This is a genomic window from Nannocystis exedens (assembly GCF_002343915.1).
GTDB lineage: Bacteria > Myxococcota_A > Polyangia > Nannocystales > Nannocystaceae > Nannocystis > Nannocystis exedens.
On the sequence record NZ_NETK01000001.1, the window covers coordinates 9109999 to 9136989 of the forward strand.

11 protein-coding genes are annotated in these 26991 nt (G+C 71.0%); 5 read left to right on the top strand and 6 right to left on the bottom strand.

Features of this window, described 5'->3' with window-relative positions:
* Window positions 1-117 precede the first annotated feature (117 nt).
* Window positions 118-1146: a serine/threonine-protein kinase gene (locus tag NAEX_RS35725; RefSeq protein ID WP_096331943.1), complete on the top strand. Its 1029-nt coding sequence runs from the start codon at window positions 118-120 to the stop codon at window positions 1144-1146.
* A gap of 30 nt (window positions 1147-1176) precedes the next feature.
* On the opposite strand, the gene NAEX_RS35730 is transcribed toward NAEX_RS35725, so the two are convergent.
* Window positions 1177-2019: a metallophosphoesterase gene (locus NAEX_RS35730; protein ID WP_245913875.1), complete on the bottom strand. Its 843-nt coding sequence runs from the start codon at window positions 2017-2019 to the stop codon at window positions 1177-1179.
* A 43-nt stretch (window positions 2020-2062) separates the two neighbouring features.
* Between NAEX_RS35730 and NAEX_RS51275 the strand changes: the two genes are divergently transcribed.
* Window positions 2063-2272 carry a hypothetical protein gene (locus tag NAEX_RS51275; RefSeq protein ID WP_170135318.1) on the top strand — a complete coding sequence of 70 codons (210 nt, stop codon included), beginning with the start codon at window positions 2063-2065 and terminating at the stop codon, window positions 2270-2272.
* A 665-nt stretch (window positions 2273-2937) separates the two neighbouring features.
* Entirely contained in the window at window positions 2938-4470 is a 1533-nt protein-coding gene (locus NAEX_RS35735) for a type 2 periplasmic-binding domain-containing protein (protein ID WP_170136284.1), read from the top strand.
* Between the two features lie 6 nt (window positions 4471-4476).
* On the opposite strand, the gene NAEX_RS35740 is transcribed toward NAEX_RS35735, so the two are convergent.
* From NAEX_RS35740 to NAEX_RS35745, 3 genes are read right to left on the bottom strand one after another with little or no spacing between them, the layout of a single operon-like run.
* Entirely contained in the window at window positions 4477-5508 is a 1032-nt protein-coding gene (locus tag NAEX_RS35740; RefSeq protein WP_096331945.1) for a prohibitin family protein, read from the bottom strand.
* A gap of 6 nt (window positions 5509-5514) precedes the next feature.
* Window positions 5515-5703 (bottom strand): hypothetical protein, encoded by a 189-nt coding sequence (locus NAEX_RS48800; protein ID WP_143141341.1) that lies wholly within the window; start codon window positions 5701-5703, stop codon window positions 5515-5517.
* Between the two features lie 16 nt (window positions 5704-5719).
* Window positions 5720-6259, bottom strand: a complete 540-nt coding sequence (locus NAEX_RS35745; protein WP_096331946.1) for a YcjF family protein — start codon at window positions 6257-6259, stop codon at window positions 5720-5722.
* Window positions 6260-6953: 694 nt separating this feature from the next.
* Here NAEX_RS35745 and NAEX_RS35750 point away from each other — a divergent pair.
* Window positions 6954-7184: an MbtH family protein gene (locus NAEX_RS35750; protein WP_096331947.1), complete on the top strand. Its 231-nt coding sequence runs from the start codon at window positions 6954-6956 to the stop codon at window positions 7182-7184.
* A gap of 36 nt (window positions 7185-7220) precedes the next feature.
* On the top strand, window positions 7221-8855 hold the full coding sequence (locus NAEX_RS35755; RefSeq protein ID WP_096331948.1) for a cyclic peptide export ABC transporter: 1635 nt from the start codon (window positions 7221-7223) through the stop codon (window positions 8853-8855).
* A 40-nt stretch (window positions 8856-8895) separates the two neighbouring features.
* Here NAEX_RS35755 and NAEX_RS35760 read toward each other — a convergent pair whose 3' ends face one another.
* Window positions 8896-9609: a DUF6875 domain-containing protein gene (locus tag NAEX_RS35760; RefSeq protein WP_143141342.1), complete on the bottom strand. Its 714-nt coding sequence runs from the start codon at window positions 9607-9609 to the stop codon at window positions 8896-8898.
* Complete coding sequence (locus NAEX_RS35765; RefSeq protein WP_143825693.1) at window positions 9606-26870, bottom strand: non-ribosomal peptide synthetase; 17265 nt, start codon at window positions 26868-26870, stop codon at window positions 9606-9608. The genes NAEX_RS35760 and NAEX_RS35765 overlap by 4 nt, the downstream gene beginning before the upstream one ends.
* Between the last annotated feature and the right edge of the window lie 121 nt (window positions 26871-26991).

Genomic DNA, 26991 nt, shown 5'->3' on the forward strand with positions numbered 1-26991 from the left:
GCGAAAGCAGTCTATTTCACGGGAGCGAGACGGGGGCGTTCACGCCCCCGTCCGGGGCGCGCTGCGGCCTCGGGGCCCCGAGTCGTCCGGAGTTCTGTGTTACCCTGGGCCCCGCAGGTGCAGGACTCCCTCCCCGTCGGCACGCTCATCGACGACCGCTACCGCCTCGTTCGGCTGCTGCGGAAGGGTGGAATGGGCGAGATCTACGCCGGGGAGCACATCGGCACCCACAAGCGGGTGGCGATCAAGCTGCTGCGCGAGCCGTGGAGCCGCGAGCCGGTCACGCGGGAGCGGTTCAAGCGCGAGGCGCAGGCGACGTCGCAGATCGTCCACGACCATATCGTCGAGACGCTGGACTTCGGGGTGACGCCCGACGGGGTCTGTTACCTGGTGATGGAGCTGCTCTACGGCGAAGACCTGCAGGCGACGCTGCTGCGCGAGGGCCGGCTGCCGCTGCGGCGGGCGGCCGACATCGTCATGCAGATCTGCAGCGCCCTGGCCGAGGCGCACCGCCACGGGATCATCCACCGCGACCTCAAGCCGGGCAACTGCTTCCGCGTCGGCTTCCGCGGGGTCCAGGACTTCATCAAGCTGATCGACTTCGGCATCGCCAAGCGGCTGCCGCGGATCGACAACATCAGCCAGGAGTCGGTCGCGCTGACCGCCGAGGGCACGATCCTCGGCACGAGCTTCTACATGGCGCCGGAGCAGTCGACCGGCGGGCCGATCGACCATCGCATCGACGTCTACGCCGCCGGGGTGGTGCTGTTCCAGCTCGTCACCGGCAAGCTGCCGTTCCGCGGCCCGACCGCCGCCGACACGTACCGCCTGATCCTCACCGCCGAGGTGCCGTCGGCCCGCAAGCTCGCGCCCGAGGCCGAGCTGCCGGCCGCGCTCGACGAGCTGTTCCGCAAGGCGCTGCACAAGAACCCCGCCAAGCGGATCGGGTCGATGGACGAGCTCGGGGCGGCGATCGCGGCGGTGGTGTCCTCTGGCGCGAAGGACAGGCCGAAGGGCGACGGCGCGGCGGCGGCGGTCCGCGACGCGGCGGCCGAGAACCGGCGCGGGCTGCGGATCGTCGGCACGGTGGCGCTGGTCGCCGCGCTGGTGACGGCGCTGGTGATCGCGCTGATCTGGCGGGTGTGATTCGGGGCCTGTCCCGAAGGACAGGCAGCTTCAGGCGACGTCGAGCACCCGCTGCAGGGCCGGCCGGCGGTACTCGGCGCCGCCGGTGAGCACGGTCAGGTTGGCGAGGATCCGCGCCTCGCCGGTGCCGTGGGTGTGGCCGCAGAGGACGGTGAGCCGGCGGTCGGGCCTCGCGGCGGCGGCCTCGCGCAGGGCCTCGCCGACGGCGGCGCAGGTGAAGTAGGGCTGCCAGTCGGGCTCGGAGTGGCGGCCCTCGTGCCAGCAGGCCGCGGCGAACGGCGGCACGTGGGTGACGACGACGACCTCCGCGAACTCGCGCAGGGCGTCGCGCAGGAGCGGGCGCAGGGCGGCGGCCTCGGCGTCGCCGCGGGCCCGCAGCTCGGCGTGGAGGCGGCGGCGATCGGTGCCGCGGAACAGCCGCGGGTTGGCGCGCGCGACCGGATCGAGGGTGGCCGCCAGCTCCTCGATGTGGAAGAAGTCGTTGAGCGCGACGGGCGTGGTGTCGGGGTTGCCGATCCGCGCGTCGGCCCAGCCGTCGCACCCGATCAGAGCTGTCCGATCGGTCAGGCGGACGACGCCGGCCGCCGGCAGCCAGGCGAGCCGCGGCCGCCGGGCCCCGAGGTCGAGCACGGCCGCACGCACGGCCGCGACCGAGCTGCCGTAGTAGTCGTGGTTGCCGAGGACGAAGTAGATCGGGCCCGGCACGCCCTGCGCGAGCATGCGCAGGTGATGCTCGAGGGTCTCGGCGTGCGAGAGGTCGCCGCTCAGCACGAGCGCGTCGGCCCGCGGCGCGGCGAGCTCGGCCGCGAACCGCCGCACCTGCTCGTCGTCGAGGAAGTCGAGGTGGATGTCGGTCGCCCAGGCGAGGCGCACCGGCCGAGGATAGCCCGGCCGCCGCGAGGGCGGCAGACGAAGGATGTTGCGCCGTTCGGTGGGCGAGGCGGCGCGGCGGACCTCCTCGGGCCGCGCCGATCGTGGTACAGTCGCCGACATCCGGATCGTCGATCCCGACCAGGCTGACGGCCTGCTGGCGCGGATCGACCGCGCCGCGATCGCGCGCGCCGGCAAGATCTTCAACGTGCCGCGGAGCCAGAGCGGGCGCAGATCGACGGCGCGATGGCGCTGACGCGCGACAGCCGGGCGATCGGCCAGGAGCAGGCCGAGAGGCCAGGGGGCAAGACAGCGACGGCGCTGGTCGCCGCGACGACGGCCAGGATCTTGGCCACGAGGATTCGTGGCTGGGTCTGCCGGCGGCGACGACCTCGGGCTGCCGTTCTGGTCGAGGCCGGCTATCGCCGGCGTCGTTGCCGTCCCTGCTCCATCGCTGGGTGACCATGACGGTCGGCGGGTCGCCGGGAGTCCGGTCGACGGTCCGCTCGCCGAAGACGAGGACGAAGCAACCTGTCTCTTCAAGCAGTCCGTCGGAGAGCCCCTCGGGCACACAAGTCGAGACCACGTCGAAGGACGGCTCTGTTGAGACATCGCGCGTGGCCGAGCGACGGCACGGCAGACGTTGGCGGGGGCGAGCCTCGCGGGAGTTCCCCTCGACGTCATCCGGCAGATCACGTGCCGACTTCCGGTTCTTGCAGGAGTATCAGTCGACGGGCAGCCGACGATCGCGTTCGAGCTGCGCCGAGGAGGCCGGCGCCCGTTGTATCGGCTCGGCGTGAATGCGACCGAGGGGGTGGTCTATACCACGTTTGACGCCCCCAAGCCCGTGTGCGAGGATGGCCTCGCAATGCCCACGGATGCCCAACTGCGCGCAGGTCGCCGCGTTTCGAGATGTGCGTGATGGAGGCGGCGATTCGCATCGGCCTCGCCCTCGCGCTCTCTGTCCTCGTGATCGCGCTGTTCAGGCTCGGCCGCCGCACCCCGGGCCCGCGTGGGGAGGAGGTGCGCCCGCGGGGATGGGACTCCATCGTCGGCAATGCGCTGTTCCTCGGCGCCTTGTGGGCCTTGGTCGGCGTCATCGCGGCGTTCATGGTTCTCGGCGGTAACCTGGTCGACGCCGTCCCACCGGTCGCCGACCTCGTCGAGGTACGGGACGAACTCGGCGACGCACCGCTGGAGTGCGGCCCCCCTGGCCCAGATGGGCAGCCACACCTCGTCGAGGTCGTCCACAGCAACGACCAGGGGCCCTGGCTCACGCAAGCCGCCGGCGACTTCATGGAGCAGTGCCCGAACATCCAGCTGCGACTGACCGCGCGCGACGATTTCGAGGCTGCCAGCGCCATCCTCCGCGGTGAACTGCGACCGACGCTGTGGGCGCCGGCCGAGGAGCTCTCTCTGCGCTACCTGGAGATCCGCTGGCGAGAGCAGTCCAACGAATTGCTGTTCCGGATGGATGAACGGCGCCCCCTCGTCCGCTCGCCGCTCGTCGTCCTGCTCCACGAGGAGCAGTTCCGGGCGCTGCGGGCGATCCGCGAGGCTGACCGCGAAGGGGTGGGGTTCTGGGTCGACGCGCTCTGTCCCACGATTCCTCGCGCACCCGCGCTCGACGGTGTGCTGCAGGAGGACATGCTCCCAGGTTACTGGCTCGACTGGTACCTCCAGCGGAACCCGCCGCCGCGGCCCGACCCGCCGCTCGTGACGAAAAAAGGGCGCTCCGCCCCCGCGGTCCGGCCGGCGCCCGCCGATCCGCTGATTCCGACGCCCGAAGAGATGCGCTCCTGGGGCCGCGTCAAGCTGGGATTCCCCGCGCCGACGTCCTCCGCCGGCGGCCTCTCGACGCTCCTGCTGATGGCCCGGCAGCACCTCCTCGCCGACACCGCCGGCGACATCGCGCTCGCACTCGAGCGCGAGGGCGAGGTCTTGCAGCGGTGGCTGCGGCGCTGCAACGCGGGGCGTGACAACTGGTTCGGCTCCGCGCTCCTGCTGACCGACCACGTCTTCGACCTCGGCCCGAGGAGCTATGACGGCGTCGTCACCTACGAGAGCCTCGTCTTCCCGATCCTCGCGCGACTCCAATCCGACGAGCTTAAAGAAGTGCGGGTGTACTACCCGTCGACGACCCTCGTCGCCGAGCACCCCGCGGTGCCGATGTGGCCCGACGACGAGGAGCGCGCCCGTGAACTCGACGCCGCGCGGCTCTGGCTGCAATACCTCGAGAGCGAAAAGGTTCAGCGGAGCGCGATCTCGCATGGCCTGCGTCCGGGGCGACTCGAGCGCCCGCTCAGCGCTTTCGATCTCGAGAAGAACCCCTTCCTCGACCTACGTCGCTTTGGCATCGAGCTCGAGCCGACCATCGAGGAACCGCCGCGACCAGACGGGGCGGTGCTCCTCAGGCTCCTCGAGCTGTGGCGAGACGCGACCGGCCGGAATTGAGTGAGCTCAAGGCGCAGCGGGCGACGCGGGGGCCGCGGACGCGGGGGCCGTGGACGCGGAGGCCGTGGACGCGGAGGCCGTGGACGCGGAGGCCGTGGACGCGGAGGCCGGCGGCGAGGCCGTCGTCGAGTCACCACCGACGTTGAACAGCAGCGAGGAGCTCGAGCCGGCTCCTCCGCCGAGGACGAGCACCTTGGAGTTGGACGACTTGGCGAGCTCTGAGGTCGCTTCGAGGTCGCGCCAGCGCAGCACGTCGGGGGAGAGCTCGCCGATGATCGTGTTGTAGTCGCGGATGCCGCTCGCCTCGGTCCGCTTGCGCTGGGCCTCCGCCTCCTCGCGCTCGAGTCTGTGGCGATACTCGAGCATGAGCTGTTCCTGGCGGTACCGCTCGGCGATCGCGGTGAGGACGACCTCCGGCAACTCGAGGTCGACCAGCTCGAGCTCCTGGATCTGCACGTACGGCTTCCCCTCCTCGTCGTCGCCGAGTTCGTCCCGGCCGAGCGCGGAGATCCGGCGCAATTCGAGCATCAGGTCGTTGGCGCTCGAGTAGATCTTGTACGCCGGCCGATCCCCGAAGGCCCGCCGGACGTGGGCCTGGATGTCCGGCTGGATCACCCGCTCGAAGTAATCGGGGCCGATGTCGCGGTGGAGATGCCCGAGTATGTCGCTGTTCGGCCGGAACTTCACCGAGACGGCGACCTGCAGGTTGAGCCCCTCGTCGCTGAGGACGTCGAAATGCAATGTCTTCTGCTGCAGGCGCACCTCGTACAGCGTCAGGTGGTCCCACGGCGGGATGATGTGCAGCCCTTCGCCCCACACCCTGTCCGTCACAGTGCCTCCGGCGAAATAGCGGTACATCACCCCCTGGCTTCCGGTCGGGATGGTGATGAACATCCGCGGCCACAGGAAGCCGAGCAACAGCAGCACCACGACCAGCGCGGTGTAGGTGAGGTATTCGACCTGGCGGAGCGTCTTCTCGCTCCACTCGCGCAAGGGCGACCGGTCGTCGACCTCCTTCGTCTCCCGGGTGCTCGCCATGGGACGTCAGCCTGCTCGCCGATTGGCCTTGCGCGGACCCGAGAGCTGGGCGGCGATGAATCCGCCGATCGGCGTCAGCACGATCGACAGCAGCACCGTCCACCAGAAGCCGAGGCGCCGCGTCGTGCCGAGCAGCCCGAGCGCCAACAGGGTCACTACCGGCAGTGCGTATACGAAGAGCAGGGTCAATTCCATCGACCGCTCCTTCGGACTACGCCGGCCCCTGGGGCGACACGGACGGCGCGCCGGGTCGATTCTGCATCTTGGCGACCTTCTCCTTCGCGCCCTCGAATTCGCGCCTGAAGTGCTCGCGCATCCGGCTCGGATCGAAATCGAGGAAGGTGCCGCCGGATTCGAAGTGCATGACGAAGACCCGGCCAATGGCGTGAGTGAAGGCACCGGACGCGACCGGCACGCTGACGATCCCCAGCGCCGTCCCGACCACGGGAATCAGCTTGGCCAGGCTCATCCCGAGCGCCGCGCCGACACCGACGCCGCCGATCCCGACGAGCAGCGAACCGACGAGCTTCTTGGCGAGATCCTCGCGGAACGCGATGCCGTAGAGCGCGGACAGCTCCTTGAGCTGCTTGACCTGCACGGCGCTGACGGCGAGCACATCGGCGATCGGGATCGGTACCACCCCGGCGCCGAGCGCCCACAGGACGTTACGATGAATGATCGCGTCGGCCTGCATCAGCCGCGTTTCCGGATCAGGGGCTACTTCTTTCACTTGTGTCGTCTCGCTCACCATGGACGGTACCTCACTGCATTTGAGTCCCAATGTCAAGGTCGCTGCATCGTTTTCCGTGCCGCGCACGGCGCGCGGTTCGGCCCGAGGAGCCCGCTGCGGCCCCGTTTGGTAGGCATGAGCGCTCACGCTCGGCGCGGTCGCCTGTCGTTACGATTCGTCGATCATCGCACTGCGAGGCCTCAGGGGCCCACCCGGGGGGGGTGCCTTCCCAGAGGACCTGATGCGACGATTGTATGGTTCGGCGGCGCCCCTGTGACACGAGTCTGATCGTCGCCTGCGGCCCCCTCGATCTGCTCGCGTTCGTGTGCGGGATCGTGGCCATGAGCGGCTCCCTGCCCGGGTACGCGGACCAGCTCGACGGGGCGCGCAAATCCGCTCGGTTCGCTGGCAATGCCCGGGGAGGTGCGCTCGAGACCTCGGCCATCCACGGTGAGTCGATACACGTGCAACGTCTTGTTCGCCGACAAGACGGTGCGCGGACGGCGAGGACGCGCCGCGCCGATGCGTGCACCGGAAGAAGGTCGGCCCTGCGACGACTCCGCGTCTGTCGCTTGGGGACACAGCACGTTACGACGACCCTGTTCACCGTCGTCGTTCGCCACGCGTCGCGCACCGGGTGTTGACGGCGACCGGCCGACGTGCGAGCGTCCTGTCGTTCACCACACCTGGATCCCGACCCATCAGGAATACTTCCATGCGCGACGACGAGACGGATGACACCCGGCGTTACGAGGTGGTCATCAACCAAGAGGAGCAGTACTCGATTTGGTTCGCCGACCGCGAACTGCCGGCCGGATGGCGCAAGGCGGGCAAGAACGGCACCAAGCAAGAGTGTCTCGCCTACATCGATGAAGTGTGGACGGACATGCGGCCGCTGTCCTTGCGGCTCGCCATGGCAAAGGCCGCGGAAGACCGGACGGGCTGAGCCCGCGCGGCCAGCGGCGTACGACGGCATCGAGCCATGACTATCGTCGAACTGTTCCTCGACGAGGCAGGGAGGGAGCGACGCGCGGTGCTGGCCGCGGCCAGCCTCGCCGGCGTCGCCAACGTGTTGGTGCTCGCGTTGGTCAATGCCGCGAGCGCTTCGTCCGACCCGGCCGAATTTCGCGTCTTTGCGATGTTCGCGCTGGGCGTCGTCCTGTACGCCGTCGCGGGGCGTGCCACGTACCATCGGTGTGTGGCCATCGTCGAGTCGGCGCTGCACCGCATGAAGACCCGGATCGTCGACAAGATCGAGCGCGCCGATCTCGCCAGCATCGAACGCATCGGCTCCGCCGAGATCTTCGACCGCATCACGGAGAACGTGGCCGTGATCTCCGGATGGGCAGGGAACATGGCCCACGTGCTGCAGTCGGCCAGCATCTCCGTGTTCGCCTGCCTCTACCTCGCGTACGTGTCGCCGACCGCGTTCGTCTTGCTTGCGCTGCTGACCGCGATCAGCGTGAGCATTTACCGCGCCAGGCTCCGCGAGCTCGACGGTTACTTTCAGGAGAAAGCGCAGACACGCCTGCGCTTCTTCGACTCTCTGACGGACCTGCTGCGCGGCTTCAAGGAGGTCAAGTACAGCCGTCGTCGCGGCAGCGAGCTGCGCGCCGACATCGTCGCTCACTCCGAGCGAATGCGTCACGCGACGGTCCAGTCCGGCCGGATCTTCGACGACAACTGGATCTTCGCCAATTGCAGCCTGTTCGCGCTGCTCGGCACCGTCGTGTTCGTGCTCCCCCAGCACGTCCCCACGGACACGGCGATGACCGGCACCCTCGTCGCCGGCACGATGTTCATCTGGGGCCCGCTCAGCGGCATCATCAACGGCGTGGCCGCGTTCACCCGCTCCAACCAGGCGCTGGCCGAGATCGCGGCGCTCGAGGCCAAGCTCGACGCGGCCGGCCTCGAGAGCTCCGGACCCGGCGAGGACCCCTGGGGCGGGCGCTTTTCGTCGATCGAGCTGCGCGGCCTTCAATACGGCCATGCCGGGGGCACCGATCAAGGCTTCCACATCGGCCCGATCGACCTCACCGTGAATGCCGGCGAGGTGCTGTTCATCGTCGGCGGCAACGGCAGCGGCAAGACGACCCTGGTCAAGACGCTCACTGGCCTGTATGCGCCGAGCGGCGGGCGACTGCTGGTCGACGGCATCTCCGTCGACCAGCACAACGCCGCCGCCTACCGCGAGCTGTTCACGACGATCTACTCCGACTTCCACCTGTTCTCGCGCCTCTACGGCCTGGCCGACGTCGATTCCGGCGAGGTTCACCGGCTGCTCGCGCAGATGCACCTCCGCAGCCAGACGTCCTTTGCCGAGGGGAGCTTCACCAAGCGCGAGCTGTCGACCGGCCAGCGCAAGCGCCTGGCGATGATCGTCGCGCTGCTCGAGGACCGCCCGATCTACGTCTTCGACGAGTGGGCCGCCGACCAGGACCCCGAGTTCCGCAAGTATTTCTACACGGAGCTGCTCCCCACGCTCCGGGCCCGCGGAAAGACCGTCCTCGCGGTCAGCCACGACGACCGCTATTTCTCCTGCGCAGACCGTGTCATCACGATGGAGCAGGGACAGATCCGCGCCGTCCAGCGCTCCGCCGAACGCGCCCGTCCTTGACCTGTTCCGGGTGATCGATGTCGGGCGCGCCGTGCTCATCTCAAACCGCCTGGCTCGGTGGAAACGCCGCGTCCAGGACCGCCTCCCAGTTCACCGGCAGTTGCGGGACGCCGGCGGCAGCGATGCGCGCCGTGAGCTCGTCGCGGGCGGTGACGCCGAACCTCCGGACGTAGGCCGACAAGTACTCCGGGCGGGAGAACAGGAACATCAGATCGGTGAGCTGCATCGGGCGAATCACCAGCATCGGGTGCGGTGCTTCGAGCGGGCGGTAGTCGGGGTTGTGCAAGCCGGGCTCGCGGCAGCCGGGATAGAATTGGCCGATCATCAGACCCCGGGCGGTGATCTCGGGCTTCAGCGCCTGTTGCACGGGGTCGATGAACCGCGGCCCCGCGTCGTTCGGCAACCCGGGGAATAGGGTCAGGATGGCGCGGAACTCGCGGCCGATCCCGGTGGTGGGGAGCTCCGCGGGAAAGCGTGCCACCAGCGCGCGCATCACCGACTCCACGGCGGCGGGGCGGAGCTCGCCCTCGTACACATGAAAGCGGATCGATCGGAAGCGGTTCAGGCCGGGCTCGACGAAGGGGCACACGGACCCCTTGCGACCGATGATCGGGTTCGGCCTGGAGATGAACGTCCTGAGCCACGTCAGCACCTCCAGCAGTTGCGCGCGAGCAGCTGCCGGGAGACCGGCGCTCTGCTCTTCGAGCTGCTCGGCGCATAACAGCCGAGCTTGCGATGGATCTGTCAATTTCAAGGCGTGTCCTCCCTCCGTCCTCGAGCGCCCGTCTCACGTGCCGGCGAGGAGCCGGCGGGCGCGCCCCCGAACGTGTCAGCCGAGGTGCTGCATGCGATGAGGCCCCGCAGCGACGAGAGGTATGCTCCCGCGATCCGCTCGATCGTCGAGGTCTCATGGACGGCGCTGCTGAAGCTCCAGGCGAGCCGCAGTCGCCCGTCCACCACGATGCAACTCACCACGAGCTCATGAAACAGCGCCATGCTCGGGCTGATGCTCGTATGCGCCGTCCCGTCGAATGTCCAGGGCGAGCCTGCCTCGTACTGCCCGAGGTAGTTGAACACCACCGGCATGGGTACGGAGAGCGACGCGCGTACATTCGCGTCCGGATGCGCATACCGCAGCCAGCCGTATCCGAGGCCCCGGCCGGGTACGGACCGCAGCTGCTCTCTCACGTCGCTCAGCAGCACAGCAGGGTCGCAGCCCGGCAGCACGCTCAGCCACAGCGGGAACAGCGACGAGAACCATCCCAGGGTGCGAGACACGTCCACGTCTGCCAGGACAGGCTCGCGACCGTGGTGCTGCAGCGCCACGCAGACCGTATCTGTCCCGGAGGCGGCGCTCAGCGCGGATGCGAGGGCCGACAGCAGGACGGCGTCGATCTCCGTTCCATGCGCCGAGCCCACGGCGTGGAGGAGTGCGCCGGTCTCTGCCGGCGAGAGCTCCACCTCCACCGTGCGGCTATCCCCGAAGGTCCCCGGCGCGCAGTCGCGATCTCGCACGATCGGAGTCATGCGACGAGCGCACTGCGCCTGCCAGTACCCGAGCTCCTCCGACAGGCCGCCGCCGGCGATGAACGCGTGGAGTCGCTCGGACCACTGGCGGAGAGACGTCGTCTTGGGTCCGAGCTCCGGCGTCCGCCCGGCGATCAGCGCATCGCATGTGTGCTGCAGGTCCTCGCACACGATTCGCCACGACACGCCGTCCGTGATGAGGTGGTGCATGACGAGGACGAGCTGTGCGCCCCCTTCGCCCAGCTCCAGCCACGCAGCGCGGCAGATCGGGCCTCTGGACAGATCCATGCCGCGTTGCAGCCTCGCCACCGCCTCGGCCGCCGCGGCGTCGCGGGCCGAGCGATCCAACGCCGACAGATCCACCCGCTCGAGCACGATGGTCGCCCCCGTCTCGTGCTCCTGAACCCACCCGGACTCGGTGCGACGGTACCGCAACCGCACCGCGTCATGCTGCGCTGCGACGACCCGCAGCGCCTCTGCGGCGAGCTCGGGCGAGAGCGCGGGCGGCGGCGTCCAGCGCATCGCGGGACAGTAGTGATGGGCGTCCACTGGGTCCCCATCCAGGAACCAGTGCTGGATCGGCGTCAGCGGCACCGTCCCGATGACGGCTTCCTGCTCCGCCAGCACGGCGCTCTCTCTGCGCACCACCTGCGCGAGCTGGGCCACCGTCTGATGCGTGAACATGTCGCGTGCCGTGAGATGGAGGCCGGCTCGCTTCGCGCGACCGATCACCTGGAGCGCCAGGATCGAGTCCCCTCCGAGCGAGAAGAAGTTGTCGTGGATCCCGAGCGGCGAGCGCTGCAGCACCGCCGACCACAGCTCGGCGAGCACGCGCTCGGCCTCGGTCCGCGGCGCCACGCAGGACGGCTCGACCGCGTCGCGCGTCGCGTCGGGCGGCGGCAGCGCCTTGCGGTCCACCTTGCCACTGGGGCTCAGCGGCAGCGCCGTGAGCCGCGCGAACAGCGAGGGGACCATGTACGTCGGCAGCGCGGCCCTGAGGTGCTCACGCAATGCATCGTCGGTGCATCCGCCCTCGCCGAGCACCACGTGCGCGACCAGGCGCCTGTCACCGGGCGCAGGTTCCCACACGACCACGGCGCACGCTCGCACGGACGGGTGCGACGACAGCACCGCCTCGATCTCCCCGAGCTCGATGCGGAAGCCGCGGATCTTGACCTGGTAATCGATGCGTCCGAGAAACTCCAGCGCTCCGTTCGCGTCCCAGCGGACGAGGTCGCCCGTGCGGTACATCCGCGCCCCGGGCGCGGCGGAGAACGGGTCCGGCACGAAGCGCTCCGCTGTCAGGGCGGGCCGGCCCAGATAGCCGCGCGCGAGCCCGGCTCCCCCGATGTACAGCTCGCCCGGGATGCCTACCGGCGTCTGCCTCAGGTCTTTGTCCACCACGTAGAGCTGCGTATTGGCGATCCCTCGACCGAGCCGGACGGGGCTCCGTCCGGAGTCGACGCGAGAGAGCGCGGACCAGATCGTCGTCTCGGTCGGCCCATACGCGTTCCACACGGGGGATGCCCTGCGCGCCAGCTCGACCGCCAGATCCGGCGTCATCGCCTCCCCGCCGCACAGCACCTGCAGGGGCCTCTCGCCCTTCCAGCCAGCGTCCAGCACCATGCGCCACGTCGCCGGCGTCGCCTGCATCATCGTCGCGCGATCGAGGGCGCTGACCAGCGCTTCGCCGTTGCTCGCGTCGTCGCGGGACGCCAGGTGGATCGAGGCCCCCCGGATCAGGGGCATGAACAGCTCCAGCCCGGCGATGTCGAACGACATCGAGGTCACGGCCAGCATCGCGTCCCGGGGCCCGATCCCCGTCTGCTCGGCGAAGGAATGCAGCAGGTTCGTCAGCGCAGCGTGCGGGATCTGGACGCCCTTGGGCCGCCCCGTCGAACCCGACGTGTACAGCACGTAGCTCGAGTGGCCCGGCCCCACGGGGACCGCGGGGGACGTGCGCGGCTGCTGCCACACGGGCGCGCCCGCGTCGAGGTGCACGGTCACGACCTCGTGCGGCGGAAGACTGTCTCGGAGGCGCGCCTGCGTGAGCAGCACGGCGGGCCGCGCGTCCGTCAGCATGAACGCCAGCCGCTCTTGCGGATAGCTCGGGTCGAGCGGCACATAGGCCCCGCCCGCCTTCAGAATTCCCAACAGCCCCACGACCATCTCGAGCGACCGCTCGACGCACAGCGCCACCAGCACCTCCGGGCCGACGCCCAGCCCGCGCAGGTGATGGGCCAGCTGGTTCGAGCGCTCGTCGAGCTCCTGGTAGGTCAGCTGCTGCTCGCCGAACACCAACGCCACCGCGGCCGGCGTCCGCCTGGCCTGCTCCTCGAACAGCTCGTGGATGCACCTCTCTGCGGGATAGGCCACCGCCGTGTCGTTCCACGCCGCGAGCTCCGCGTGCTCCGCCGCCGTCAGGAGGTCCAGCTGCGACAGGCGCTTGTCCGGGCGGAGCACCGCGTCTCGCACCAACACCTGCAGGTGCCTGCCGAGCCGCTCCACCGCGCCGGCGTCCACGCGGGCCGTATCGTAGGTCAGGGAGACTTCGGTCCCCTCCGCGTCATGCAGCACCCCGAGCGCCAACGCCTGCTTCGCGGTCACCACGCCGGTGGGCACCGCGTCGAGGAGCGGTGACCAGCCGGCCACGGCGCCGGTCGTCGGCGGCGTCACCTCGAAGAAGGTCACGTCGAACAGCGGATTCTCCCCGGCCTGCCGCGACAGCCCCTGATCCTGCACGACGACGTCGAACGGCAGCGCCTGGTGCTCATAGGCGTCGAGGGCCGTCCGCCGGGCCCGCGCGAGCAGCTCGGCGAAGGTCGGGTCGCCCGAGAGGTCGGTCCGCAGCACCACCGTGTTGGTGAAGAACCCCAGCAGGTCCGCCGTGCCCGGCACCTCGCGGTTCGCAATCACGGCGCCGAGCCCGAAGTCCGTCTGGCCGCTGTACCGCGACAGCACCGCCGTGAGGGCGGCATACCAGGCCATGAAGGGCGTGCATCCGTGGGCCCGCGCGAGCGCCTGCAGCCCGCGGCTCGCCTCCAGCGGGACGCGCAGCGCGACGCTCGCTTCGAGGCCGGGGCCGCGCGCCGGAGCGGCGCGAACGATGGGGAGCTCCAGCCGGGGCACGCCTGCGAGCCTGTCCTTCCAGTAGGCCCGCGACGCCGCGAAGCCGCCGGTCGTGAGGGCTTCCTGCTCGGCGCGCGCATAGTCGGCGAACTGGTAGGGGAGCGCCGGCAATTCCGCCGCTTCGCCGCGGCAGCACGCCTCGTACAGGCGCGCGAGCTCCGAGAGCAGCACCCCGCTGGACCACTCGTCGGTGATGATGTGGTGTTGGAGGACGAGCACGACATGGCGCTCGGCCTCCAGGCTCACCACCAGCACGCGCGTCAGCGGTCCGGTCGAGAGATCGAAGCGGGCCCCGATCTCGGCCTCCAGGTGGGCGCGCAAGGCGGCTTCTCGCGCCGCCTCGGACAGCGCCGAGACGTCCTCCACGCGCAGGGGGATCGAAGCGCTCTCCGCCACCCTTCGCGTCAGCACGCCGTCGACCTCGGGGTAGGTGGTGCGGAGGATCTCCTGCCGCTCCGCGAGCCGCTTCACGCTCTGGCGTAGCGCCGGCTCCGAGAGCGCGCCGCGGACGACGAACACGTGCGGGACCTGGTACGACCGCGCCTCGGGCGCGAGCTTGTCGACGAACCAGATCCGCCGCTCGGTCCCCGCGAGGCCGTCGTACGCGGGCTCGGCCGCGCCGCGCGGGGAGGGCGAGAGCGCGGCCACGGGCGCCGGTCGCGTCTCCATCCCGTCGAGCCACGCCGCCAGGGCCGCGATCGTCGGTCGCTGCAGCAACGTGGCCAGAGTCAGCCCGAGCCCGAGCCTCGTCTTCACCGCGGCCGCGACACGCACCGCCAGGAGCGAGTGGCCGCCGAGCGCGAAGAAGTCGTCGTCGATGCCGATGGGGCGCACCTCGAGCAGCTCTTCCCAGATCGCCACGAGGGTTCGCTCGACCTCGGTCCGTGGCGCCGTGAATGTCTCGTCCGCGCCGCGGGTCGCCTCGGGGGAGGGCAAGGCCTTGCGATCGACCTTGCCGTTGGCGGAGAGCGGCAGCGCGTCGAGGAAGACGAACGCCGACGGGAGCATGTAGTCGGGCAGGTAGCTCCGCAGGTGCTCGCGGAGGGAGCCCGCCGCGAGCGCGCCGTCCTTCGCCACCACGTAGGCGACGAGGCGGCTGCTCCCCGGCGTATCCTCCCGCGCCACGACGACGCACGAGGCCACCGCGGCGTGGGACGAGAGCGCCGCCTCGATCTCGCCGAGCTCGACACGGAAGCCGCGGATCTTGACCTGGTGATCGGCGCGGCCGAGGAACTCGAGCTCGCCGTCCTCGTTCCAGCGCGCGAGGTCGCCGGTGCAGTACATGCGGGCGCCCGGCTCCTTCGCGAAAGGATCGGGCACGAACCGCTCGGCCGTCATGGCGGGACGGTGGAGATACCCGCGGGCGAGGCCGACCCCCGCGAGGTGGAGCTCCCCGGGCATGCCGATGGGGACCGGGCGCTTGGCGGCGTCGAGCAGGTAGATGCGCACGCCATGCACGGGCCGGCCGATCGAGAACCGCTCGGGCCGGGCGGGATCGAACCAGGCCTGGGCGGCGAAGATGCTGAACTCGGTGGGGCCGTAGGAGTTGAGGACCTGGCGGCCCTCGGCCCACTGGGCGACCAGGGACGGCGGCGTCTTGTCGCCGGCGAGGGTGATGTGGCGCAGGGCCGGGGCGCGGCAGCGGAGCACGCGCAACATCGCGGGCGGGATGAAGGAGAAGGTGATGGCGCGGTGCTCGAGGCACTCGGCGATCCCCTCGACGGCGTCGTGGGCGTTGCTGGGCAACACGCAGGTGGCGCCGTTGCACAGGGAGAGCATCCAGTCGACGATGGCGCCGTCGAAGGCGATCGCGGCGCTGAAGAGGATGCGATCGCCGGGATGGACGGGGATGTGCTGGCGCTGGAAGGCGACGCGGGCGGCGAGCCCGCGGTGCTCGTTGATCACGGGCTTGGGCTTGCCGGTCGAGCCCGAGGTGAAGACGACGTAGTTCGCGTGCTCGAGGGTGACGCCGCTCGCGGGCGGCGTGATCGGTTGCGAGGCCCACTGCGCCGCGTCGGCGTCGAGCCGCACCACCGTCACGCCCGGCGCCGAGAGCCGACCCTCGAGGTCCGCGTGCGTCAGCAAGACCGGCGCGTCGGCCTCGGCCAGCAGCAGCGAGAGCCTGTCCGGCGGAGAGGACGGGTCGAGCGGCACGAAGGCTCCCCCGGCCTTCAGGATCGCGACCAGACCCACCACCATGTCGAACGACCGCTCGACGCACACCGCGACGCGCACCTCGGGCCCGACGCCGAGCGCGCGCAGGTGGTGCGCCAGCCGGTTGGCCTGCGCCTCGAATTCCCCGTAGCGCAGCTGCCGCCCGTCCTGCTCGAGCGCCACGGCCTGCGGCGCCTTCGCCGCCTGCTCGGCGATCCGCTCGTGAATGCAGCGGGCGGCGGGATCGGTCGGCGGCGTGTCGTTCCACGCCGCGAGCTTCTCGGTCTCCTCGTCGGTCAGCAGCTCGAGCTGCGACACCCGCCTGTCCGGGTGCGCCGCCGCGTCGGTCACCAGCGTCCTCAGGTGCCCGCACAGCCGCTCGGCCGCCGTTCGTGAGACGCGTGTGGTGTCGTACAGGACCTCGACGAGGGTCCCCTCGGCGGCGTGCTGCACGGACACGGCCAGCGCGTTCTTGGCCGTCGTCACGCCCTGCGGCACCGCGCCGAGGCGCGGCGACCAGCCGGACGCGGCGCCGGTCGTCGGCGGCGTCACCTCGAAGAAGGTCACGTCGAACAGCGGATTCTCGCCGGCCTGCCGCGAGAGCCCCAGCTCCTGCACGACGACGTCGAACGGCAGCGCCTGGTGCTCATAGGCGTCCAGCGCCGTCCGCCGGGCCCGCGCGAGCAGCTCGGCGAAGGTCGGATCGCCCGAGAGGTCGGTCCGCAGCACCACCGTGTTCGTGAAGAACCCCAGCAGGTCGGCGGTGCCCGGCACCTCGCGGTTCGCAGTCACCGCGCCGAGCCCGAAGTCCTGCTGGCCGCTGTACCGCGACAGGACCGCCGTGAGGGCGGCATACCAGGCCATGAAGGGCGTGCATCCGTGGTCGCGCGCGAGCGCTTGCAACCCGCGACTCGCCTCCAGCGGGACGCCGAGCGCGACGCTCGCTTCGGGGCCGCGCCCCGGGGCGGTGCGAACGATGGGCAGCTCCAGCCGCGGGACGCCTGCGAGCCTGCCCTTCCAGTAGGCCCGCGACGCCGCGAAGCCGCCGGTCGTGAGGGCTTCCTGCTCGGCGCGCGCATAGTCGGCGAACTGGTAGGGAAGCGCCGGCAATTCCGCCGTCTCGCCGCGGCAGCACGCCTCGTACAGGCGCGAGAGTTCGGAGAGCAGCACCCCGCTGGACCACTCGTCGGTGATGATGTGGTGCTGAAGGACGAGCACGACATGGTGCTCGGCCTCCAGGCTCACGACCAGCACGCGCGTCAGCGGTCCGGTCGCGAGATCGAAGGGGACCGCGATCTCGGCCTCCAGGTGGGCGCCCAAGGCGACTTCTCGCGCCGATTCGGACAGCGCCGAGACGTCCTCCACGCGCAGGGGGATCGAAGCGCTCTCCGCCACCCTTCGCGTCAGCACGCCGTCGACCTCGGGGTAGGTGGTGCGGAGGATCTCCTGCCGCTCCGCGAGCCGCTTCACGCTCTGGCGCAGCGCCGGCTCCGAGAGCGCGCCGCGGACGACGAACACGTGCGGGACCTGGTACGACCGCGCCTCGGGCGCGAGCTTGTCGACGAACCAGATTCGCCGCTCGGTCCCCGCGAGGCCGTCGTACGCGGGCTCGGCCGCGCCGCGCGGGGAGGGAGAGAGCGCGGGCGCCGGTCGCGTCTCCATCCCGTCGAGCCACGCCGCCAGGGCCGCGACCGTCGGCCGCTGCAGCAACGTGGCCAGCGTCAGCCCGAGCCCGAGCCTCGCCTTCACCGCCGACACGACGCGCACCGCCAGGAGCGAGTGGCCGCCGAGCGCGAAGAAGTCGTCGTCGACGCCGATGGGGCGCACCTCGAGCAGCTCTTCCCAGATGGCCACGAGGGCGCGCTCGACCCCGGTCCGCGGCGCCACGTATGTCTCTGCCGCGCCGCGGGTCGCCTCGGGGGAGGGCAGGGCCTTGCGATCGATCTTGCCGTTGGGGTTCAGCGGCAGCGCGTCGAGGAAGACGAAGGCCGAGGGGACCATGGACTCCGGCACCCTCGCGCCGAGCCACGCGCGCAGCTCGCTCGCCGTGGCGTCGTCGCCGACCACGTAAGCCACCAGGCGCTTGTCGCCGCTCGCATCCTCGCGAGCGACCACCACGCAGTCGCGCACCGACGGGTTCGCCGCGAGTGCGGCCTCGATCTCGCCGAGCTCGATGCGGACGCCGCGGATCTTGACCTGGTGGTCGATGCGGCCGAGGAACTCGATCGCGCCGTCGTCGCGAAAGCGCGCCAGGTCGCCGGTGCGGTACATCCGCGCGCCCGCCTCGGGCGCGAACGGATCGGGCACGAATCGCTCGGCCGTCAGGGCGGGGCGGCGGAGGTAGCCGCGTGCGAGCTGCACGCCCGACAGATACAGCTCTCCCGCGACGCCGACGGGGACCGGGCGGAGCGCAGCGTCGAGCACGTAGGTGCGGGTGTTGTCGATCGGCCGCCCGATCGGCACCGGCCCCGTCTCCTCGGGCCGGCAGGCATGGCTCGTGACGTCGATGGCGGCCTCGGTGGGGCCATAGAGGTTGTGGAGCGCGCCGCGGCTGCCCGCATACCAGGCCGCCCGCAGGTGCGCGGGCAAGGCCTCGCCGCTGGCGAAGACGTGGCGCAGCGAGGCGCGCTCGCGGGGCTCCGTCGCGGCCAGGAACACGCCGAGCATCGACGGTACGAAGTGCGCCACGGTGACGCCGCGTGCCGCGATGAGGGCGGCGAGGTAGCGCGGATCCTTGTGCCCCTCGGGCGCGGCGATCACCATGCGGGCGCCCTCGAGCAGCGGCCACCACAGCTCCCAGCCGGACACGTCGAACGACAGCGGCGTCTTCTGCAGGATCGCGTCGCTCGCGTTCAGCCCGTAGGCCCGCTGCATCCAGCGCAGGCGGTTGTCGAGCCCGCGATGGGTGTTGAGCACGCCCTTGGGCCGGCCCGTCGAGCCCGACGTGTAGAGGACGTAGATCGCGTGATCCGGCCCGACGTGGACGGCAGGGGTCGTACGCGGCTGGTGCTGCCACGCGGGCGCGTCGAGCTCCACGACCACCACCTCGTGCGGCGGGAGGCTGTCACGCAGGCGCGCCTGCGTGAGCAGCACGGCGGGCCGTGCGTCCGTCAGCATGAACGCCAGCCGCTCTTGCGGATAGCTCGGGTCGAGCGGCACGTAGGCCCCGCCCGCCTTCAGGATCGCCAGCAGCCCCACGACCATCTCGAGCGACCGCTCGACGCACAGCGCCACCAGCACCTCCGGGCCGACGCCCAGCCCGCGGAGGTGATGGGCCAGCTGGTTCGCGCGCTCGTCGAGCTCGCGGTACGTCCACTGCTGGTCGCCGAACACCAGGGCCACGGCGTCGGGCGTCCGCGCGGCCTGATCCTCGAACTGCTCGTGGATGCACCTCGCCGGCGGGTACGCCACCGCCGTGTCGTTCCACGCCGCCAGCTTCGCGTGCTCCGCCTCCGTCAGGAGGCCGAGCTCCGACAGGCGCCTGTCCGGGTGCGCGACCATGTCGAGAAGGACGGTTCGCAGGTGCCCCCAGAGCTGCTCGATGTCTTCGCCGCGGAGCGCTGCGGGTTCCCACATCCAGCGCAGGTCGAGGGTCGTTCCCGCCGCCACCGTGATGGCGAGCGGGTAGCTCGTCTGCTCGAAAGCCTGGAAATCCTCGATCGGCAGGACCTCGGCCTGCTGCGCCGCTTCGTCCACCGGGTAGTTCTCGAACACGAGGAGCGTGTCGAACAGCGCGCGACCTCCACCCACCGCGCTCGCCCGCTGCACCTCGTACAGCGGGGTCGCCTCGTGGACGCGCAGCTCGACCTGCTCGGCTTGCAGCCGCTGCAGCCATTCGACGACGCCCTCCGAGCCGGACCACCGAGCGCGCAGCGGCAACGTGTTGATGAACAGGCCCACCATCCGCTCGACGCCACGGAGAGGCGCGCTGCGACCGGAGGTCGTCATGCCGAAGACGACATCCGTCCGCCCCGTGATACGGCCGAGGACCTGCGCGAGCGCCCCTTGCACCACCGTGTTCAGGGTCAGCCCGTGCCGCCGCGCGAAGGCCGTGATCGCCTCGGTCTCGGCCGCGGTCAGCGAGGCATCACGGTGCCTGTGCTCCCGCGTCGCCGCCGCGGGCGGCGCCGCGGGCGGCGGGAACGGCAGCCGCGTCGGCTCCTCGACGCCGGCCAGGTACTCGGCGAAGAACGCCGACGACGCCTCCTGGTCTCGTGTCGCGAGCCAGGCGATGTACCGCTCGTAGGCCACCGGCTCCGGCAGCGCGAGCCGGTGCCCGCCCCGGTGCGCAGCATAGGCGGCCTGCAGCTCTCCGAGCACGACCGGCATCGACCAGCCGTCGGCCAGGATGTGATGCGTCGTCTTCACCACCCACGTCCGGCCTCCGGGCATGCGCACGAGCACGACCCGCGCCAGCGGGGCCCGCCCGAAATCGAAGCCGGCCGCCCGTTCCTCGCGCCGCAGGGCCTCCCACCGCGCCTCCGCTCGGGCCGCGTCCAGCGAGGACCAGTCGTAGGTCGGCATCGCGAAGGCGGTGCTCCTCCGCACCACCTGCAGCGGCTCCGGGACACCCTGCCACAAGAAAGACGTCCGATACACCGCATGGCGTGCGAACACGGTCTTCCACGCGCTCTCGAGCGCCGCGGCGTCCACCTCGCCTCCCAGTTGCAGCGCGAGCTGGACGGTGTAGGTCGGCGACTCCGGCTCGTTCAAAGCGTGGAACAACAGCCCCGCCTGCAGCGGCGAGAGCGGGTAGACGCTCTCGACGTCGCGCATGGTCCCGAACAGCCCGTCCAGCGCCTGCTGCCCGAGCCGCGCGAGCGGGAAGTCCGAGGGCGTGTATCCAAACGCTTCGCCCGACGTGCAGTGAGCGATGATCCGCCGCAGCGAGGCGACGAACCGAGCTGCGAGCCGCGCCACCGTCGAGTCGTCGTGGATCGCCGCGCTGTACGTCCATTCGAACCGCAGCCGTCCCTGCCACACTCCGCCGTTCACCGCCAGCGCGTGCCACAGCTCCATCCGCGAGCTCGTGGTCCTCCCTGTCGGCTCCGCCGCCGGTCCGAGCATCCCTCGGCCCTGCGCCGCCATGTCGAACTGCCCGAGGTAATTGAACACCACCGGCGGATCCACCGAGAGGGAGGCGCGCACCGCCTCGTCCGGGTGGGCGTAACGCAGCCAGCCGTATCCGACGCCGCGGTTCGGCACCGATCGAAGCTGCTCCTTGACCCCCTTCAGCAGCGTCGCAGGATCGTCGGTCCCCGGAACCGTCAGCCAGACCGGAAACATCGACGTGAACCAGCCGACGGTGCGGGACACGTCCACGTCCTCGACCAGCGCTTCGCGTCCATGCCCTTCGAGGGTGACGCACACCGTGTCCGTCTTGCAGAACGCGCTCAGCGCCGCCGCGAGCGCCGAGAGCAAGACATCATTGATCTCGGTGCGGTAGGCCGCGCTCACGTCGTGCAGGAGCGCCCGGGTCTCTGCCTCGGACAGCTCCACGTCCACCGTGCGACCGTCTCCGACCGTGCCCAGCGCCGCCTCGTGGTCCCGAGGCAGCGGCGTGATGCCCCGCGCGCATTGAGCTCGCCAGAAGCCGAGCTCCTGCGACAGGCCGCCGGCAGCGACGAAGGCGTGCAGCCGCTCCGACCACTGCCGGAACGAGGTCGTCTTGGCCGCGAGCTCCGGCGTCCGACCAGCCAGCAGGGCCTCGCAGGCGCGCTCGAGGTCCTCGTGCAAGATCCGCCACGACACGCCGTCCACCACGAGGTGATGCACGACGAGCAGCAGCCGCGTGCCCTCCTCGCCCAGATCCAGCCACGCCGCGCGGGCCACCGGACCCGCGGACAGCGACAGGCTGCCTTGCAGAGCGTCCGCCGACGCCTCCACGGCCGCCCTGCGCGCGCCGGGCGGCAGCGCCGAGAGGTCCACCGGCTCGAGCGGCAACGCCACCTCCTCCGCGTGGCTCTGAACCCACCCGGACTCCGCCTGGTGATACCGCAACCGCAGCGCGTCGTGCTGCCGCAATACGACCTGCAACGCCTCGGCCACGATCGCGGGCGACAACGCGGACGACGGCGTCCACATCCAGGCCTGATTGAAATGGTGGGCCTCTTCGGGGTTCTTGCCCAGGAACCACTGCTGGCTCGGCGTCAGCAGAGCCGCGCCGGTCACCGCCTGTTCTGCCACGGCTGCGCTCGATCTGCGCGCCACCTGCCCCAGCTCCGCGACCGTCTGGTGCATGAACATGTCGCGCACCGTCACGTGCAAGCCGGCTCGCTTGGCCCGACCCACCACCTGGATCGCCAGGATCGAATCTCCGCCCAGCGAGAAGAAGTTGTCGTGGATCCCCACCGACGAGGCGCGCAGCACCTCCGACCAAACTTCCGCGAGCGCTCGCTCCGCTTCCGTGCGCGGCGCGACGTACGACGTCTCCGCGGCCTGCCGCGTGTCTTCCGGGACAGGCAGCCGCTTGCGGTCGACCTTGCCGTTGGCGGAGAGCGGCAGCGCGTCGAGGAAGACGAACGCCGACGGGAGCATGTAGTCGGGCAGGTAGCTCCGCAGGTGCTCGCGGAGGGAGCCCGCCGCGAGCGCGCCGTCCTTCGCCACCACATAAGCGACGAGGCGGCTGCTCCCCGGCGTATCCTCCCGCGCCACGACGACGCACGAGGCCACGGCGGCGTGGGACGAGAGCGCCGCCTCGACCTCGCCGAGCTCGACACGGAAGCCGCGGATCTTGACCTGGTGATCGGCGCGGCCGAGGAACTCGAGCTCGCCGTCCTCGTTCCAGCGCGCGAGGTCGCCGGTGCAGTACATGCGGGCGCCCGGCTCCTTCGCGAAAGGATCGGGCACGAAGCGCTCGGCCGTCATGGCGGGACGGTGGAGATACCCGCGGGCGAGGCCGACCCCCGCGAGGTGGATCTCCCCCGGCATGCCGATGGGGACCGGGCGCTTGGCGGCGTCGAGCAGGTAGATGCGCACGCCATGCACGGGCCGGCCGATCGAGAACCGCTCGGGCCGGGCGGGATCGAACCAGGCCTGGGCGGCGAAGATGCTGAACTCGGTGGGGCCGTAGGAGTTGAGGACCTGGCGGCCCTCGGCCCACTGGGCGACCAGGGACGGCGGCGTCTTGTCGCCGGCGAGGGTGATGTGGCGCAGGGCCGGGGCGCGGCAGCGGAGCACGCGCAACATCGCGGGCGGGATGAAGGAGAAGGTGATGGCGCGGTGCTCGAGGCACTCGGCGATCCCCTCGACGGCGTCGTGGGCGTTGCTGGGCAACACGCAGGTGGCGCCGTTGCACAGGGAGAGCATCCAGTCGACGATGGCGCCGTCGAAGGCGATCGCGGCGCTGAAGAGGATGCGATCGCCGGGATGGACGGGGATGTGCTGGCGCTGGAAGGCGACGCGGGCGGCGAGCCCGCGGTGCTCGTTGATCACGGGCTTGGGCTTGCCGGTCGAGCCCGAGGTGAAGACGACGTAGTTCGCGTGCTCGAGGGTGACGCCGCTCGCGGGCGGCGTGATCGGTTGCGAGGCCCACTGCGCCGCGTCGGCGTCGAGCCGCACCACCGTCACGCCCGGCGCCGAGAGCCGACCCTCGAGGTCCGCGTGCGTCAGCAAGACCGGCGCGTCGGCCTCGGCCAGCAGCAGCGAGAGCCTGTCCGGCGGAGAGGACGGGTCGAGCGGCACGAAGGCTCCCCCGGCCTTCAGGATCGCGACCAGACCCACCACCATGTCGAACGACCGCTCGACGCACACCGCGACGCGCACCTCGGGCCCGACGCCGAGCGCGCGCAGGTGGTGCGCCAGCCGGTTGGCCTGCGCCTCGAATTCCCCGTAGCGCAGCTGCCGCCCGTCCTGCTCGAGCGCCACGGCCTGCGGCGCCTTCGCCGCCTGCTCGGCGATCCGCTCGTGAATGCAGCGGGCGGCGGGATCGGTCGGCGGCGTGTCGTTCCACGCGGTGAGCTTCTCGGTCTCCTCGTCGGTCAGCAGCTCGAGCTCGGAGACCCGCCTGTTCGGGTGCGCCGCCGCGTCGGTCACCAGCGTCCTCAGGTGCCCGCACAGCCGCTCGGCCGCCGTTCGCGAGACGCGGGTGGTGTCGTACAGGACCTCGACGAGGGTCCCCTCGGCGGCGTGCTGCACGGACACGGCCAGCGCGTTCTTGGCCGTCGTCACGCCCTGCGGCACCGCGCCGAGGCGCGGCGACCAGCCGGACGCGGCGCCGGTCGTCGGCGGCGTCACCTCGAAGAAGGTCACGTCGAACAGCGGATTCTCGCCGGCCTGCCGCGACAGCCCCAGCTCCTGCACGACGACGTCGAACGGCAGCGCCTGGTGCTCATAGGCGTCCAGCGCCGTCCGCCGGGCCCGCGCGAGCAGCTCGGCGAAGGTCGGGTCGCCCGAGAGGTCGGTCCGCAGCACCACCGTGTTCGTGAAGAACCCCAGCATCGCCTCGGTCCCGGCGATCTGGCGGTTTGCCACCACCGCGCCGAGCCCGAAGTCCTGCTGGCCGCTGTACCGCGACAGGACCGCCGCAAGCGCGGCATACCAGGCCATGAAAGGGGTCGCGGCGCTCTCGTGGGCGAGCGCCTGCATCTGGCGGCTCGCCTCCGGCGAAAGGCGGAGCGAGACTTGCCCTTCGGGCCCCGGGACGGCTCCCGAAGCGGGAGAAACGATCGAGAGGTCGAGCCGCGGTACGTCGGAGAGGGCCTCCTTCCAGTAGGCCCGTGACGCCGCGAGCCCGTCGCCCGCGAGCGCCGACCGCTCTGCACGCGCATAATCCGAGTACTGGTAGGCGAGGGGAGGCAGAGCGGCCGTCTCTCCGCGGCACGACGCTTCGTACAGGGACGAGAGCTCCGCGAGCAGCAGCCCCCAGGACCACTCGTCGGTGATGATGTGATGCTGATGCACGACGACGACGTGCCGGTCCGCGGCTGTCGTCACGGCCAGGACGCGGGTGAGGGGCCCGCGCTCCAGGTCGAAGCGGGCCTTCACCTCCGCGGCGAGCAGCGCCCGCAACGCCGCATCGCGCTCCGCTTCGGGCAGCGACGAGACGTCCTCCACGCGGATCGGGATCCACACGTCGTCGGACACTTCCCGCCGCGGCGTGCCGTCCACCTCCGGATAGGTCGTGCGAAGGATCTGGTGGCGCAATGCCAGCACGCGCACGCTCTCCCGGAGCGCCGGAGCACACAGCGCGGACGCCACCTCGAACACGTGCGGGATCTGGTACGACCTCGCCTGGGGCGACAGTTTTTCAAGGAACCAGATGCGCCGCTCCGTGCCCGACAGGCCCTCGAACGGCGCCTCGCCGTCCGCTGGCGGCGCGAGGCCGATCTGCGGCGCCGGTCGCTCCGCCCTCGTGTCCCAGAGGGCCGCCAGCGCCTCGATCGTCGGGTTGCGAAGCAGCGCGGCCAGGCTCGGCGCGCTCCCGAACCGCGCCTGGATGGCGGATACGACGCGAAAGGCGAGGAGCGAATGACCACCCAGCAGGAAAAAATTGTCGCTGACGCCGATGGGGCGCACCTCGAGCAGCTCTTCCCAGATGGCCACGAGGGCGCGCTCGACCTCGGTCCGCGGCGCCACGTATGTCTCTGCCGCGCCGCGGGTCGCCTCGGGGGAGGGCAGGGCCTTGCGATCGATCTTGCCGTTGGGGTTCAGCGGCAGCGCGTCGAGGAAGACGAAGGCCGAGGGGACCATGGACTCCGGCACCCTCGCGCCGAGCCACGCGCGCAGCTCGCTCGCCGTGGCGTCGTCGCCGACCACGTAAGCCACCAGGCGCTTGTCGCCGCTCGCATCCTCGCGAGCGACCACCACGCAGTCGCGTACCGACGGGTTCGCCGCGAGCGCGGCCTCGATCTCGCCGAGCTCGATGCGGACGCCGCGGATCTTGACCTGGTGGTCGATGCGGCCGAGGAACTCGATCACGCCGTCGTCGCGAAAGCGCGCCAGGTCGCCGGTGCGGTACATCCGCGCGCCCGCCTCGGGCGCAAACGGATCGGGCACGAATCGCTCGGCCGTCAGCCCGGGGCGGCGGAGGTAGCCGCGTGCGAGCTGCACACCCGACAGATACAGCTCTCCCGCGACGCCGACGGGGACCGGGCGGAGCGCAGCGTCGAGCACGTAGGTGCGGGTGTTGTCGATCGGCCGCCCGATCGGCACCGGCCCCGTCTCCTCGGGCCGGCAGGCATGGCTCGTGACGTCGATGGCGGCCTCGGTGGGGCCATAGAGGTTGTGGAGCGCGCCGCGGCTGCCCGCATACCAGGCCGCCCGCAGGTGCGCGGGCAAGGCCTCGCCGCTGGCGAAGACGTGGCGCAGCGAGGCGCGCTCCCGGGGCTCCGTCGCGGCCAGGAACACGCCGAGCATCGACGGTACGAAGTGCGCCACGGTGACGCCGCGTGCCGCGATGAGGGCGGCGAGGTAGCGCGGATCCTTGTGCCCCTCGGGCGCGGCGATCACCATGCGGGCGCCCTCGAGCAGCGGCCACCACAGCTCCCAGCCGGACACGTCGAACGACAGCGGCGTCTTCTGCAAGATCGCGTCGCTCGCGTTCAGCCCGTAGGCCCGCTGCATCCAGCGCAGGCGGTTGTCGAGCCCGCGATGGGTGTTGAGCACGCCCTTGGGCCGGCCCGTCGAGCCCGACGTGTAGAGGACGTAGATCGCGTGATCCGGCCCGACGTGGACGGCAGGGGACGTGGACGGTTGCTGCTGCCACGCGGGCGCATCGAGATGCACGGTTACGACCTCGTGCGCCGGAAGGTTGTCACGCAGGCGCGCCTGCGTGAGCAGCACGGCGGGCCGTGCGTCCGTCAGCATGAACGCCAGCCGCTCTTGCGGATAGCTCGGGTCGAGCGGCACGTAGGCCCCGCCCGCCTTCAGGATCGCGAGCAGCCCCACGACCATCTCGAGCGACCGCTCGACGCACAGCGCCACCAGCACCTCCGGGCCGACGCCCAGCCCGCGCAGGTGATGGGCCAGCTGGTTCGAGCGCTCGTCGAGCTCGCGGTACGTCAGCTGCCGGTCGCCGAACACCAGGGCCACGGCGTCGGGCGTCCGCGCGGCCTGGTCCTCGAACAACTCGTGGATGCACCTCGCCGGCGGGTACGCCACCGCCGTGTCGTTCCACCCCGCGAGCTGACGCAGCTCGTCCGAGGTGAGCAGGGGCAGGTGCCCAGTCGGGCTCTTCGGGTCGGCGACGGCGGCCCGGCAGAGCACGTCCCCAGCGTCGTCGGGGCTGCCTGGATCCTGCTGCGCCGCGACATTCCGCTCCGACCTCGGCTCGACCCCCCAAACGTCCCGGCTCTCGTCGTGCATGCTCATCGTAGGTCCTGATCGA

What these genes read in the sequence shown, in the direction of transcription:
- NAEX_RS35750 (WP_096331947.1), top strand. Translation starts at nt 6,954, where the DNA reads ATGCGCGACGACGAGACGGATGACACCCGGCGTTACGAGGTGGTCATC.
- NAEX_RS35740 (WP_096331945.1), bottom strand. Translation starts at nt 5,508, where the DNA reads ATGGCGAGCACCCGGGAGACGAAGGAGGTCGACGACCGGTCGCCCTTG.
- NAEX_RS51275 (WP_170135318.1), top strand. Translation starts at nt 2,063, where the DNA reads ATGTTGCGCCGTTCGGTGGGCGAGGCGGCGCGGCGGACCTCCTCGGGC.
- NAEX_RS48800 (WP_143141341.1), bottom strand. Translation starts at nt 5,703, where the DNA reads ATGGAATTGACCCTGCTCTTCGTATACGCACTGCCGGTAGTGACCCTG.
- NAEX_RS35755 (WP_096331948.1), top strand. Translation starts at nt 7,221, where the DNA reads ATGACTATCGTCGAACTGTTCCTCGACGAGGCAGGGAGGGAGCGACGC.
- NAEX_RS35745 (WP_096331946.1), bottom strand. Translation starts at nt 6,259, where the DNA reads ATGGTGAGCGAGACGACACAAGTGAAAGAAGTAGCCCCTGATCCGGAA.
- NAEX_RS35735 (WP_170136284.1), top strand. Translation starts at nt 2,938, where the DNA reads ATGGAGGCGGCGATTCGCATCGGCCTCGCCCTCGCGCTCTCTGTCCTC.